Raw genomic sequence first — 13,222 nt, 5'->3', positions numbered from 1 at the left:
TCGATATACGATACAATTTGGGGAATCAAGGGAGGAGCATACGATGGATGGACAATGCTGTGGACCGGGCTTCAAGAGTCCGCAAGAAGCCATCAAAGCCCCCCGAGAAAAGCTACTCTACACGATCGCCATCTACACCGGGACAGGGATCCAGAAACCTGATTACCTTGCTACAGTGGATGTCGACCCTGACAGCCCGACCTATTCTCAGGTAATCCATAGGCTGGAAATGCCGGGGATTGGGGACGAGCTTCACCACATGGGGTGGAACGCCTGTTCGTCCTGTCACGACGACGGCTCGATGTCCCGCAAATACCTGATCCTGCCGGGCGTACGCTCTAACAACCTTCACATCGTTGATACAGCCACTGACCCGCGTGCGCCGCGGTTGCATAAGGTCATCGACGGGGCCGAAATCAAGGCCAAGGCAGATTTATCGGGCCCGCATACGGTGCATTGTTTGGGCTCGGAAATTATCATTTCCTTCCTTGGAAATGCCAAGGGTGAGGCTCCTGGAGGCTATCTGCATCTCGACAAAGAGTTCAACATCGTCGGTCGCTGGGAAACCTCGATGGGCGATATCAAATTCGGCTATGACTTCTGGTACCAACCACGCCACAACGTGATGGTCAGTTCCGAATGGGCTGCGCCCAATACCTTCATGCCGGGCTTCGATCTGGAAGAAGTGGGCCATCTAAAATATGGGCGGGAGCTGCATTTTTGGAATTTCGAAAAGCGCGAACCGGTCGAAAGTTTCTATTTGGGTGAAGACGGGCTGTTGCCACTGGAAGTCAAGTTCCACCATGACCCCGACAGCACGCATGGGTTCTGTGGCGCAGCTCTTTCGACCAATGTGATCCATTGGTGGCAAGACGATGCTAAAAAGTGGCGGTGGGAAAAGATCATCGACGTGGAAAACGAGATGCACCCCGAATGGCCGATCCCGTTGCCGGGGGTAATGTCGGCGATCCTGATCTCGATGGACGACAAATACTTGTACCTGAACAATTGGCTGCATGGAGATATGCGCCAGTATGACATCACCGACCCGCATAATCCCAAGCTAACCGGCCAAGTGTTTATGGGAGGTCTTTTGGGTAGAGCTCCGATAGTTAATGGGGTTGAGGTCGCGGGTGGTCCGCAAATGTTCCAGCTCTCTCTCGACGGACGAAGGCTTTATGTCACGACTTCGCTGTTCTCGACTTGGGATAACCAGTTCTATCCCGAGATCCGCGAAAAGGGCGGGGTTATGGTGATGATCGATTGCGACCCTGAAAACGGTGGCATGAAGATCAACGAGGATTTCATTGTGGACTTTGGCAAAGAACCGAATGGGCCATCGCGCTGTCACGAGAGCCGGTATCCGGGCGGTGATTGCACAAGCGACATCTGGCTATGACTGTGTATACCGTGACGATCGCGAACAGAGATGGCGCGCAATACTGTGTGGATGCGCGGCGTCCACTTCTGGAAACGCTGAGAGAACAGGGCGTCGACTTGCCTTTTGGGTGCAAGTATGGCGGCTGCATTACCTGCGCGGCAAAACTACAGAGTGGTGCGATCGATCAACGCCGACAGGTTGCGCTGAATAATCGGCAAATCGCGAACGGCTATGTGATCCTTTGCGTGGCACGTCCGACATCCGACATCACGCTTGAGATCGGGGTCGAGAGCCATGACAATCTGTACCGCAATCCGTTTCTCGACCCTCTAAAACCCCACGAACTCAAGGCTGACATTGCGACGCCGAAGGAAGGTTAACCGATGCCCGAAGCAGATATCGACCGCATCTACGATTACGACCCCAAATACCTCGCCGACATCCTGCAGTCGGTTAAAACCATTGCAATGGTGGGGGCTAGCGCGGACAAAACGAAATTCAGCTATGGCGTTCTGCGACAGCTGAGTGAAATCGGCTATGATATTCTACCGGTGAATCCTAACCCGAATGTTTCGGAAATTAGAGGGCTCAAGGTCTACCACTCGCTGGAAGAGATCGACAAACGTGTTGATATGGTAGACGTTTTTCGTCCAAAGGAAGAGTTGTATGCCTTTGCCGAGAAGGCTATCGCAATCGGGGCAAAAGTTCTTTGGGGTCAAATCGGTGTGTACGACGACAAAGCAGCGCAACTCGCCGAAGCGGCGGGCCTTAAAGTCGTGATGAACCGATGCCCCAAGATTGAACTCTTCCGCCCTTTTTGGAAGCCGCGCCTGGACCTAAAGATATGATGGAAATTCGATTGGTAGCGGCCTCCTCAGCATCCAATAAGGGTGCCAATTGAGATATTGTGCTTACGGAAGAGAAGACACATAATCCTGCCCGCTTTACGAAATCCGCGTACTCTAAACCCAAGAATGGCCGTTTTATATATAGAACCAACGGCCACCTTGTCCGCGAACCGGATTTTCAGGCTACGTCCCAGCGCCGCGCAGCGGCGAACGGCAGCTTTGTGCGCTCTTCGGACCTCCGTCCCTCTTCCAGCCTCACTCATGCAACGAGTATCTCCTTTGACGGGCCGCACCGCGGCGACAGAGGTCAAGGTCAAACGGCCGCTTTTGGTCGTCCGCGAAGGGCAGGCGCCTTGTGATCACACATGCTGCACGGGCTCCCGTGTCTGTTGAGAGCCCAAAGCGATCGCGCTTTCTTGATGGGACCACTTTGCTCTAAATACCGGGCTGACAGTGCTCTCTCTGCAGGCTAGCTTCCAACAAGCGGGGAGAGAAACATGGAAAAGAGGCTTGCGGCTGTGCTGGCGGCTGATGTCGCTGGATACTCGGCGTTGATGGATCAGGATAGTGACGGAACACTCAAAGCGCTTAAGGCTTTCCGTGAGGATCATCTAATGCCCGCTTTGGCTATTCATGAAGGGCGATTGATCAAAAGCATGGGTGACGGCTGGATTGCTGAGTTTCGCTCCGCATCGGCTGCGACAGAATGCGCGATTGCTGTTCAGACGGCTGAACGACCACAGGAGATTCAAGTCCGCATCGGCATACATACAGGGGAAGTAGTTTCGGAAGGCGATGACATATTCGGTGACGGTATCAACATAGCTGCCCGTCTCGAGGCATTAGCGGAACCGGGGCAGATATTGCTTTCAGACGCAGCACACAACAGCCTAGACCGGAAAGCCGCCGCCTCGTTCTCTGGCGGTCGGAAGACTGAGTTGAAGAACATTGCACGCCCAGTTGGCGTGTGGCAGTGGCCTGTCGGTTCGACGGCTACAAGTGCAACTGTCAAATCTGAGAAACCCGGTATTGCCGTGCTGCCGTTTGACAATATGTCAGGCGACCCGGAACAAGAGTTTTTCGCTGATGGAATTACCGAGGACATCATAACAGAGTTGTCTCGTTTTCGTTGGTTGATGGTCGTAGCGCGAAACTCATCTTTTACTTTTAAAGGTAAGAGCACCGACATTCGCGAAGTTGGGCAGGCGCTCGGCGTGAGGTATGTGCTTGAGGGTTCGGTAAGGCGCGCAGGCCAGCGTCTACGGATAACAGGACAGCTAATTGATGCAGAGAATGGCAGTCATCTTTGGGCCGATCGTTTCGATGGGATGCTGGACGATGTTTTTGACCTTCAAGATCAGGTCACGCAGGAAGTTGTTACGGCGATCGAACCGTCCGTTCGCCATGCCGAGACAGTTCGCGCTCGGGCGAAACCGACAGAAAATCTCGACGCTTATGAACTTTATCTTCGGGCCCAGTCACATTTTCACCTGCTGACGGACGAAGACAACCGTGAGGCCATTCGCCTTACGCGTCTGGCGTTGGTGCGCGATCCTGATTATTCGTCGGCAGCTGGATTACTTGCGTGGTTGCATATCCAAAGAATGGTGCAGGGACTGAAACCGATTGACGAAGGGCCGAAGGCAGCTGTTGCTGCAGCAGAACGTGTATTGTTGAGCGATCGCGCAGATGGAATTGCGTTGGCCTACGCCGCACACTCGATCTCTATGCTTGCACAAGACTTGCCGCGAGCTCGCGCAGTTTTCAAACAAGCATTGGCCGAAAATCCAAACGCTGCGACCGTTCACATGCTCGCTAGCATCAATCTGAGTTTTCTCGACAGACCCGAAGAAGCCCTGGAACACGCGACACACTCAATCAATCTCAGTCCGAAAGATCCGATGCGGCACGCAGCCTATGTTGGGCAGGCCTCCGCATTTTTCCAACTTAGCCGCTATGCTGAAGCCGTTGAGGCCAATCGAAACGCCTTGGCCATTAGGGCGAAATTCGTGATTACGCATCTCATGCTCATCGCATCCTTGGCTCAAAACGGAGACCTGGAGTCAGCGAGGGCTGCGGTATCTGAACTGAAGGAGCTTCGTCCGGATCTAGACATTAAAGAACAAACGAGACTCCCCATTTTCAGGGTTCCCGAATGCTCGGAGCAATGGAGGGATGGATGGCTAAGAGCAGGCCTTCCAATCTGAGAAAACAAAATCAAGCAGGCTATGCAGCCCGGCGGCTTCGTCCGCACTCCGGTCACTGACGTACTGCGCAGCGAATGGCTGCTTCGAGCCCAATGCGGACGTTCAAATGCAGCAAAAACCAGTTACTGTTGAGCGCAAAACATTGAATGTGACTTCAACTGGAAACACAAATAACGCCATATTGTTAAGATCATCACGTTATCCAGTTAGCCTGAAAATTAGACGCTCCTTCCAAAGGCAGCTTTTAACCAAGCCTGAATGACTTGAAAAATCTGATCTATGCGTAAAACTTAAAGAATGAGTGAGTATTTTGACGAAATGTTCAATGGCGATGGATCACTCAGAGGTCCATACGAAGAGATCGGCCGCTGGTTCAACGCGGAAGACGTATCACGACTGAGGGCGAAACAGCGCGAAGCCGAAAAAGTTTTTAGGCTGACGGGCATCACTTTTAACGTATATGGCAAAGCCGAGGCCGAAGAACGTCTAATACCTTTTGATATCGTGCCACGAGTTATTTCAGCTCGGGAATGGCAGCGGTTGGAACGCGGTATCGAACAGCGGGTGCGGGCAATCAACGCATTTCTACATGACATTTACCACCGTCAGGAAATTGTCCGGGCCGGGCGTGTACCTGCTGAAATGATTGCCGGAAACGAGGCCTTCCTGCCGCAGATGCTTGGGGTCTCACCACCCGGTCAGGTCTATACGCACATTGTCGGCGTCGATCTGGTGCGAACCGGCCCAGACGAGTTTTTCGTCCTGGAAGACAATGCTCGTACGCCATCCGGGGTCAGCTATATGCTGGAGAACCGGGAGACGATGCTAAAGATGTTCCCCGAGCTTTTTAGCGCGACGAATGTTCGGAATGTTTCCGACTACCCCCGCAATCTGAGGCGGTCTCTTGCGGCCTGTGCGCCAGCTTGCGCAGACGGAGAACCCACTGTCGCGGTGTTAACCCCCGGCATCTATAACTCAGCCTACTATGAACATGCGTTTCTTGCTGATCAAATGGCCGTGGAATTGGTCGAAGGCCACGACCTTCGCGTTGTCGACGGGCGCGTCTGCATGCGCACCACCAGAGGCTATAAACCCATCGACGTGCTTTATCGCAGGGTTGATGACGACTTCTTGGATCCATTGAATTTCAACCCTGACAGTGCATTGGGTGTGCCAGGCATTCTGGACGTTTATCGCGCAGGCGGCGTCACGATCGCGAACGCACCCGGAACGGGTATTGCCGATGACAAGGCGATCTATTCCTACATGCCCGAGATCGTCGAATTTTACACGGGCGAAAAGCCTCTGCTTCAGAATGTTCCAACCTGGCGATGCAGCGACCCTGTCTCGCTGTCTTACGTCATGGACAACCTGTCCGAGCTTGTTGTGAAAGAAGTGCATGGGTCTGGCGGTTACGGTATGTTGATTGGCCCGACCGCCAGCAAAAAAGAGATTTCTGCTTTCCGGGACAAGCTCAAAGCGCGGCCAGCGAACTATATCGCTCAGCCGACACTGTCTCTTTCAACGGTTCCAATCTTCGCACGTTCAGGGCTGGCCCCCAGACATGTCGACCTTAGGCCGTTTGTTTTGGTGTCTCCCGACGGGATCAAAATCACACCCGGTGGATTGACCCGCGTAGCGCTGAAAAAAGGCTCGCTGGTCGTAAACTCGAGCCAGGGCGGCGGGACCAAAGACACCTGGGTTCTGGAGGACTGACCATGCTGGGAAAAACTGCTGGCGGGTTGTTCTGGATGTCCCGATACCTGGAGCGCGCGGAAAACACGGCCAGGCTGCTGGAGACAGGTCAAAGGATGGCGTTGACCCGGACTAAGAACTCCGCCGAGGAATGGGGGTCAGTTCTGAAAACGGCCGGAGTTCTGGATGGATACCACGCCAAGTACGATGATATTACCAAGGACAACGCTGTTGATTGGGTGCTGCGGGACGCGGACAATCCATCCTCGATCAAGTCGGTTATCAAGCAGGCACGAGACAACGCGCGCCTTGTTCGGACAGCACTGACCCACGATGTGTGGAGTGCTGTAAACGCGACTTGGATGCAGATTGACGAGGTCATGAAGCGCCGCGTGAATGAGCGGGATTTGCCTGCGACGCTGGAACTCATTCGTCAACAGGCGGCTCTGGTTCGCGGTGCCACCTTGGGGACCATGCTGCGCAATGACATTTTCGACTTCACCCGCATTGGCACATTTGTCGAGAGGGCAGACAATACCGGGCGCATTCTAGACGTGAAATACTATGTTCTTCTGCCCACAGCCTTCTCGGTCGGCTCGTCACTGGACAACATCCAATGGGAAAGCATCTTGCGTTCCGTCGGCGCTGGTGGAGGGTATCGAATGACCCATGGTGAGAAAACCCGGCCGTCTGACATTGCGCAGTTTCTGATCTTGGATCAGCGGATGCCTCGCAGTCTTCACTTTTGCTGCAGAAAGATTCAAGAGAACCTGTCATACCTGAAGAAAGACTACGGCTTTGCCGGGCCTTCGTGCGAGGCGTCTAATGCTCTCTACGAAAAATACCTGGATCAGAAGATCTCAGATATCTTTGAAATCGGACTTCACGAATACATTCAGGACTTTCTAGCCGACCTCGGCAACTTAAGCCGTCAGATCGAGATTGATTACCGGTTCTACGAGTAGACAATGAAACTGCACATTCGACACGAGACACGATACGATTTCGACGCACCAGTCCCCTTCGGGTTGCAACAGCTCAGGAAGACACCAAAGTCCTTTCGCAATCAAAGCATCGAAAGTTGGAACACAGAAATCACCGGCGGGCGAAAAGAACTGACGTTTGAAGACTACCACCGTAACACTGTGGAATTGATCAGTTTCGACGCAAACACCCAAAGTATTTCGTTGATCTCTGAAGGCGTTGTTGAGGTGGAAGACATCCACGGCGTCTTGGGGCGTCACGAAGGGTCGACACCCTTGTGGCTGTTCAATAGGGGTACCCCGCAGACAACGCCGGGGAAAGGGGTTGCCGAACTGATTGGCGCGTTACCTAAAGGCGAACCGCTGGAACGGATGCATGCCCTGTCCGAAAACATTCGAACTCAGGTCGCGTATGAAATTGGAAGTTCGCACCCGAGCTGGAGCGCAGAAGATGCCCTCAAAGCTGGGCGTGGCGTGTGTCAGGACCACACTCATATCTTCATTACATGCGCGCGACAGATCGGAGTGCCAGCACGCTATGTATCGGGTTACTTGATGATGAGCGAAACAGAACTGCAGGACGCGACCCATGCCTGGGCCGAAGTGCATTTGGACGGGCTTGGCTGGGTCGGGTTTGACGTTTCAAACGGGATCTCGCCTGACGATCGATACGTCCGCGTCGCAACCGGGCTGGACTATGCCCAAGCCGCACCGGTAATAGGGAATAGAATTGGGACAGCGGGCGAGCAATTGACAGTGCAGTTGCAGGTCGCACAGCAGTAACGGAGAAATTGATGACCTATGCTGTGGGCATGCGGCTGAATCGCGGGCTGGTGTTCATGTCCGATACGCGCACGAATGCAGGCGTGGACAATGTTTCGACCTTCAACAAGATGTTCAATTGGACGGTAGAAAGGGACCGTTCGATCACAATCCTAACGGCTGGAAACCTTGCGACTACTCAGGCTACAATAAGCCTTTTGGAAGAACGAACAAAAGCGCCGGCAGATCGTTCACCATCGATTTTAGAGGCACCGACAATGTTTCAAGTTGCGCAACTGGTCGCGGCTACTCTGAACGACGTCATCGAGGAGCATGCCCGGTCCGGTCAGCAAGCTGACAGCGCTTTTCACGCGACGCTCATTGTTGGAGGCCAGATCAACGGCGGCCCGTCTCGCCTGTTTTTGATCTACCCTGAAGGCAATTTTATCGAGGCCAGCGACGACACCCCGTTCTTTCAGATCGGTGAAACAAAATATGGCCGTCCTATTCTGGTGCGAGCCTACGATCCGGAAATGAGTTTTCCAGAAACCGTGAAACTCTTGCTTGTCAGTTTTGACTCCACGATTAAGGCCAATCTGTCTGTCGGTGCTCCGCTCGACCTGCTTCTCTACGATGAAGACAGCCTTGACGGCGGTACGCGGTCAAGATTCGAGTCCGACGACCAGTACTTTCGCATTGTTTCCGACGGATGGGGAGATGCGTTGAAGTCGGCCTTGGCCAAACTTCCAGAATACAAATCGGGGCGAAAGTCAAACGATTGAGCGTCCGCTTTGTCCGCAACTCGGACATAAAGCCTAATTTGCTGAATGCCCGGTCTCGGTGAAAGCAGATATCGCGCAATATCGACTCGTTTTTTCGACTTAAATGTCTGCTTCTGCCGAAAACGGTCATTCCCGAAAACCATTGGAAGTTCCGCTAAGCGGACCAAGCCGCTCTCAGATGGTATCGCTTGCATGTCTGCGTTACATTGGAGCGGTCGTCGCCTAGAACAGCTTGCAATTCTATCGCGACGGAAACCCGAATGGTGGAAGTCCATGTCCGACACAATCCTTGTTGCTGAACCAACTATCCGCCTTATTGCCTTCCTTTCCGTCCTGGCCGCGATGGCACTTTGGGAAGTGGCCGCACCCCGGCGAAGACGGGATATTCCGCGTGTTATCCGATGGACAAACAACCTTGCGCTCGTGGTGCTCGACACCGCCATTCTGCGGCTGACCTTTCCAATCCTCGCAGTCGGTCTCGCAGCCATGGCCGAGGATCGCGGATGGGGGCTCTTCAACAACATCGAGGCGCCGGTTTGGGTTGCCATCTTGGTCTCCATGCTGCTTCTCGATCTCGCAATCTACCTTCAGCATGTGATGTTCCACGCCGTACCTGGGCTTTGGCGTCTACACCGGATGCATCACGCCGACCTCGATTTTGACGCGACCACTGGCTTGCGTTTCCATCCGGTAGAAATCCTGATCTCGATGGGGATCAAGCTGTCGGTTGTAGCAGCCTTAGGGCCGCCCGCTGTCGCCGTACTCCTGTTCGAGGTGATCCTGAACGCTACCGCGCTTTTCAATCACGCAAACATCGATTTGCCGCGTCCGGTGGATCGAATTCTCAGATGGCTCGTTGTCACTCCAGACATGCACCGAGTCCACCACTCCGTCGATCCAAGCGAGACCAACTCGAACTTTGGCTTTAACCTACCGTGGTGGGACCGCCTTCTAGGTACTTACATTGCGCAACCCGAGAAGGGGCATAAAGGCATGGAAATCGGCATCGAGCAGTTTCGCACACGCCGAGACCTCTGGCTCGACCGAATGCTGCTTCAGCCGCTGCGCGGCCCGGCGAGCGGAGGTGCCCTCGACGCCCCGAGCCAACGGAGGCGATCTTCATCTGTCTCGTCCGGGCGAACCAAGCTTGGCACTGACCAAATAGACCAATAGCGTTGAACCAAAGACTGCTTTGCCGCGCTTGAGTGTCCTTCGCAAGGCGTTCAGCATCGGCAGAAAAGTCCGCAAAGTAGACGTTCAAACAAGTTGCAGCGAATGACCGCTCTGACTTCAAAGCGGCTGTTCTTGCTTGGTGCAACAAATGACCAAATTGCTTATATAATCTCGGTGAAACACTTTAATAACTGCACGGATGATCTCATCTCATCTGACACAACAGTCAAAAAGTCCCGACATCCCGCGCTTGCTATGCGTGGCTTATAAACAAAATCGCGCGGCGTCCGGGTGAGGCCGGGGGGGGGTGCGACAATGGGACTCAACCGGATTTCGGACAGGTGAACTGGCAAGCGTTTCGATTTTAGTGGCAGTAAAGGGGCAGGATGACGCTGAGGGAAATTTACTCAATGTTTCCAGTACCAAGTGGCGGACCGAGGAGGATTCGAACCCCCGACCCCTTGATTCGTAGTCAAGTACTCTATCCAGCTGAGCTATCGGTCCGCGTTGGTGAGGCGCTATGTAGACCCGGTGTTCGGGACGTGCAAGTCGATTCTGCAAAAATAATTCAAAAAGTACCACCGCCCCGTGGAAGCCTTATTTCAAACCTTGTTCCGCCAGGGCCGGTTTCGGCAAGAACCAGATCGCCGCCGTGCCCACGCACCAGTTCCTGCGAGATCGCAAGCCCAAGACCAGAGCCACCTTTACGCACCCCTCCCTGAAACGGGGTAAACAGGTTTTCGCGCGCCTTCGGCGGCAAACCGGGGCCTGTGTCCTTCACCTCAAGGTACCAATTGGCCTCATCCGCATAGCCGGAAATCGTGATATTCCCGGGTTTCGCCGACGCGACCAGCGCCTGACGCGCGTTGCGAACCAGATTCATGATGACGCGGAACATCTGTTCGGGATCAGCGCGCGCCACAAGATCCTCTGGCACCTCGTTAAGGATTTGCACACAGCCCCCAGTAACGGACAGCAATTCGCTGGAGACAACGTCATCTGCCACGTCACGCAACGGCACCATCGTCAGCGTAGGTGCCGGCTCTTCGGCGCGACCAAAGGCCAATGTGCTTTCGCACAGGGAAACCGCGCGAGTGATCGAATTCACCAGTTTAGGCGCCATACGCCGCACCAACGGGTCATCGCTTGCCTCGATCCGGTCTGTAAAAAGCTGCGCCGACGTGAGGATGTTGCGAAGATCGTGGCTGACCTTGGCCACCGCTCCGCCCAGTTGCGCAAGACGCTCGCGTTGCTTCAGGGCTTGGGTCAGCTCTTTCTGCAACTGTTCCAGCGCTTCTTCTGCCTCGCGCAGTTCGGTCACTTTCGAGTTGGGCGAGATGATTCCCCGCGCATCCTCGGGCGCGCCAGCATAGCGCTGCATGTAACCTACGACGCTTTTGATTGGCTTCACCAGAACCACGCGCACAGCCAGAAACAGAAAAAACGCCGTGATAATCGAAATTACGAAAGACAGCCCCAGAATACGCAGCCCGTAATCTGTCATCGCCATGCGCAGCGGTTCGCTGTCTGTTGTGACTTCGATCAGCAAGCCCGCGTCTTTCACTGGCTCACCTATCACGCGGATCACCTCGTTTTCAGGGGTAAACAGCCGGGCCACAGCGTCACGGATCAAAATCCATGGGGTCGCGTCGCGCAGATCGTAGGTGTTGGTGATCCGATCAGGGATAGGAGAAGACAGCATCAACTGCCGCACCTCATCGCGGCGCAGCACCACGTTATAGACACCCGCATTGGCCAGCAATTCTGCCTCAAGATCATCAGCCAGCATGTCGTCGGCCAACAGCGCCAGGGATGCGATCTGGGCGCGTTCAAGACGGTTTAGCAGGAAATCCTCGCGGAAACGCGCGATCGAGGGGACAAAGATCAAAATCTCGGCCAACATGACGAAGACCGTGGTCAGGATCAGAAATCGGCCTGACAGAGAATTCAATCTGCTCTCCCTTCCCGGTCAGGGCAGCCAGCGCTGGACAAACCTGACCACTTGTTTAACCGTCTGATTCTCAAACAGCCTTGGCGAGAAATAGGCACCCGCCACCCGTTTGTTAAGTTCTCCGATCGTCGGATAGGGCGAAACCATCGCGGCGATCTGTCCCATCTTGAGGTTATTGGCCAATGCCAGAGACCAAAAGTTGATCAACTCTCCCGCCTGATGCCCAACGATTGTCGCACCGACCGGGCGGCCTTTTACGACCATGACCTTAATGAAACCTTTCGTTTTGCGCTCGGAAATGGCGCGGTCGTTATGGTGATAGTCAAAGCGGGCGATTTCCATATTGTCGCCATGCTGCGCGCGGGCCTGAGCCTCGGTCAGGCCGACCTGTGCCAGCTCAGGGTCAGTATAGGTGGCCCAAGGGATATGCGCGGTTTTCGCTTTGGAGGGCAGTCCGAACAAGGCCGAGCGGATGATGATGCCCGCGTGATAGCCCGCCACATGGGTAAACTGCAGCCCACCCGCCACATCACCAATGGCGTAGACCTTTTTGTTGGTTGTGCGCAGCGCGTCATCCACCTTGATACCGGTGCGCGTGGGTTCGATCCCAGCCGCCTCAAGGTTCAGCCGGTCGGTATTGGCCTTGCGCCCTGCGGCCAGCAACAGGTGCGAGCCCGCGTAGATCTGGCCGGTTTCGGTTACAACTTCGACCTTCCCGTCCGCGCCGCGAATCTGGGCGACCATGGCCTGTTCGTGGATCTCGACGCCCTCAGCACGCAATGTGTCCAGCACGATCGCCGCTGCCTCGGGGTCGTCCTTGCCCAGCGCCTGCATCCCTTCGATCACAGTGACCTTGCAGCCCAGACGAATATGGGCCTGCGCCATCTCCATCCCGATGGGGCCGCCGCCGATGATCAGCAGATGCTCGGGCTTGTCGCGCAGGTCAAAGATCGTCTCGTTGGTATAATACGGCACCTGATCCAAGCCGGGGATCGGCGGCACCAACGGCGACGAGCCGGTGGCGATCACCACCCGCCGCGCGGTGATCAGGTGGTCCCCCGCCTGTACCTGCGTGGGCGAGATGAACTGACCATGTTCGCGGATCACCTTGACGCCAAAGCCTTCGAACCGCTCCTGACTGTCCATCGGCTCGATCTGGGCAATCACGTCATGCACGTGGTCCTTGGCGGCGGCATAGTCCACCTGTGGTGCCACATCTGCCACGCCCAGCGCAGATGAATGCGCCTGCCCATAGGCCGCCTTACCGCTGGCTATCAGCGCCTTAGACGGCACGCAGCCAAAGTTCAGGCAGTCGCCGCCCATCTTGTGACCTTCCAGTAAGATGACGTCCGCACCCATCTGGCTGGCACCGGCGGCCACAGACAAGCCACCCGACCCGGCGCCGATCACCAGGATATCTGTCTTCAGCTCTTGCATGGG

General features: G+C 54.9%; 11 protein-coding genes and 1 tRNA gene. 9 read left to right on the top strand and 3 right to left on the bottom strand.

The window, feature by feature from the left end; translation table 11 throughout:
• The first annotated feature begins 43 nt into the window (after positions 1-43).
• From GOX73_RS09360 to GOX73_RS09320, 9 genes are all read left to right on the top strand, one after another.
• Positions 44-1,399 (top strand): selenium-binding family protein, encoded by a 1,356-nt coding sequence (locus GOX73_RS09360; protein WP_171127115.1) that lies wholly within the window; start codon positions 44-46, stop codon positions 1,397-1,399.
• Positions 1,396-1,761: a 2Fe-2S iron-sulfur cluster-binding protein gene (locus tag GOX73_RS09355; protein ID WP_170412916.1), complete on the top strand. Its 366-nt coding sequence runs from the start codon at positions 1,396-1,398 to the stop codon at positions 1,759-1,761. Before GOX73_RS09360 ends, GOX73_RS09355 begins: the two co-directional genes overlap by 4 nt.
• Positions 1,762-1,764: 3 nt before the next feature.
• Positions 1,765-2,229 (top strand): CoA-binding protein, encoded by a 465-nt coding sequence (locus GOX73_RS09350; RefSeq protein ID WP_170389882.1) that lies wholly within the window; start codon positions 1,765-1,767, stop codon positions 2,227-2,229.
• A gap of 497 nt (positions 2,230-2,726) precedes the next feature.
• Positions 2,727-4,436, top strand: a complete 1,710-nt coding sequence (locus GOX73_RS09345) for an adenylate/guanylate cyclase domain-containing protein (RefSeq protein WP_171127114.1) — start codon at positions 2,727-2,729, stop codon at positions 4,434-4,436.
• A 297-nt stretch (positions 4,437-4,733) separates the two neighbouring features.
• A complete protein-coding gene (locus GOX73_RS09340; RefSeq protein ID WP_170464173.1) occupies positions 4,734-6,152 on the top strand; it encodes a circularly permuted type 2 ATP-grasp protein in 1,419 nt (472 codons plus the stop codon).
• Positions 6,153-6,154: 2 nt separating this feature from the next.
• Complete coding sequence (locus tag GOX73_RS09335; RefSeq protein ID WP_171125968.1) at positions 6,155-7,096, top strand: alpha-E domain-containing protein; 942 nt, start codon at positions 6,155-6,157, stop codon at positions 7,094-7,096.
• A gap of 3 nt (positions 7,097-7,099) precedes the next feature.
• Positions 7,100-7,897, top strand: coding sequence for a transglutaminase family protein (locus GOX73_RS09330; protein WP_171125970.1), 798 nt, complete (start codon positions 7,100-7,102; stop codon positions 7,895-7,897).
• Between the two features lie 11 nt (positions 7,898-7,908).
• Positions 7,909-8,658 carry a peptidase gene (locus tag GOX73_RS09325; protein ID WP_171125972.1) on the top strand — a complete coding sequence of 250 codons (750 nt, stop codon included), beginning with the start codon at positions 7,909-7,911 and terminating at the stop codon, positions 8,656-8,658.
• A gap of 273 nt (positions 8,659-8,931) precedes the next feature.
• Positions 8,932-9,831: a sterol desaturase family protein gene (locus GOX73_RS09320; protein ID WP_170464538.1), complete on the top strand. Its 900-nt coding sequence runs from the start codon at positions 8,932-8,934 to the stop codon at positions 9,829-9,831.
• A 427-nt stretch (positions 9,832-10,258) separates the two neighbouring features.
• Here GOX73_RS09320 and GOX73_RS09315 read toward each other — a convergent pair.
• From GOX73_RS09315 to GOX73_RS09305, 3 genes are all read right to left on the bottom strand, one after another.
• A tRNA-Arg gene (locus GOX73_RS09315) sits at positions 10,259-10,335 on the bottom strand.
• Positions 10,336-10,399: 64 nt separating this feature from the next.
• On the bottom strand, positions 10,400-11,782 hold the full coding sequence (locus GOX73_RS09310; RefSeq protein ID WP_254429158.1) for a HAMP domain-containing sensor histidine kinase: 1,383 nt from the start codon (positions 11,780-11,782) through the stop codon (positions 10,400-10,402).
• 18 nt (positions 11,783-11,800) lie between these two features.
• Positions 11,801-13,219, bottom strand: coding sequence for an NAD(P)/FAD-dependent oxidoreductase (locus tag GOX73_RS09305; protein ID WP_171127089.1), 1,419 nt, complete (start codon positions 13,217-13,219; stop codon positions 11,801-11,803).
• Positions 13,220-13,222 lie beyond the last annotated feature (3 nt).

The sequence above is a fragment of the Ruegeria sp. HKCCD7221 genome (assembly GCF_013031225.1).
GTDB lineage: Bacteria > Pseudomonadota > Alphaproteobacteria > Rhodobacterales > Rhodobacteraceae > Ruegeria.
This window is presented reverse-complemented; position numbering and strand designations above follow the sequence as displayed.

What these genes read in the sequence shown, in the direction of transcription:
- GOX73_RS09335 (WP_171125968.1), top strand. Translation starts at nt 6,155, where the DNA reads ATGCTGGGAAAAACTGCTGGCGGGTTGTTCTGGATGTCCCGATACCTG.
- GOX73_RS09360 (WP_171127115.1), top strand. Translation starts at nt 44, where the DNA reads ATGGATGGACAATGCTGTGGACCGGGCTTCAAGAGTCCGCAAGAAGCC.
- GOX73_RS09325 (WP_171125972.1), top strand. Translation starts at nt 7,909, where the DNA reads ATGACCTATGCTGTGGGCATGCGGCTGAATCGCGGGCTGGTGTTCATG.
- GOX73_RS09305 (WP_171127089.1), bottom strand. Translation starts at nt 13,219, where the DNA reads ATGCAAGAGCTGAAGACAGATATCCTGGTGATCGGCGCCGGGTCGGGT.
- GOX73_RS09330 (WP_171125970.1), top strand. Translation starts at nt 7,100, where the DNA reads ATGAAACTGCACATTCGACACGAGACACGATACGATTTCGACGCACCA.
- GOX73_RS09350 (WP_170389882.1), top strand. Translation starts at nt 1,765, where the DNA reads ATGCCCGAAGCAGATATCGACCGCATCTACGATTACGACCCCAAATAC.
- GOX73_RS09340 (WP_170464173.1), top strand. Translation starts at nt 4,734, where the DNA reads ATGAGTGAGTATTTTGACGAAATGTTCAATGGCGATGGATCACTCAGA.
- GOX73_RS09345 (WP_171127114.1), top strand. Translation starts at nt 2,727, where the DNA reads ATGGAAAAGAGGCTTGCGGCTGTGCTGGCGGCTGATGTCGCTGGATAC.
- GOX73_RS09320 (WP_170464538.1), top strand. Translation starts at nt 8,932, where the DNA reads ATGTCCGACACAATCCTTGTTGCTGAACCAACTATCCGCCTTATTGCC.
- GOX73_RS09355 (WP_170412916.1), top strand. Translation starts at nt 1,396, where the DNA reads ATGACTGTGTATACCGTGACGATCGCGAACAGAGATGGCGCGCAATAC.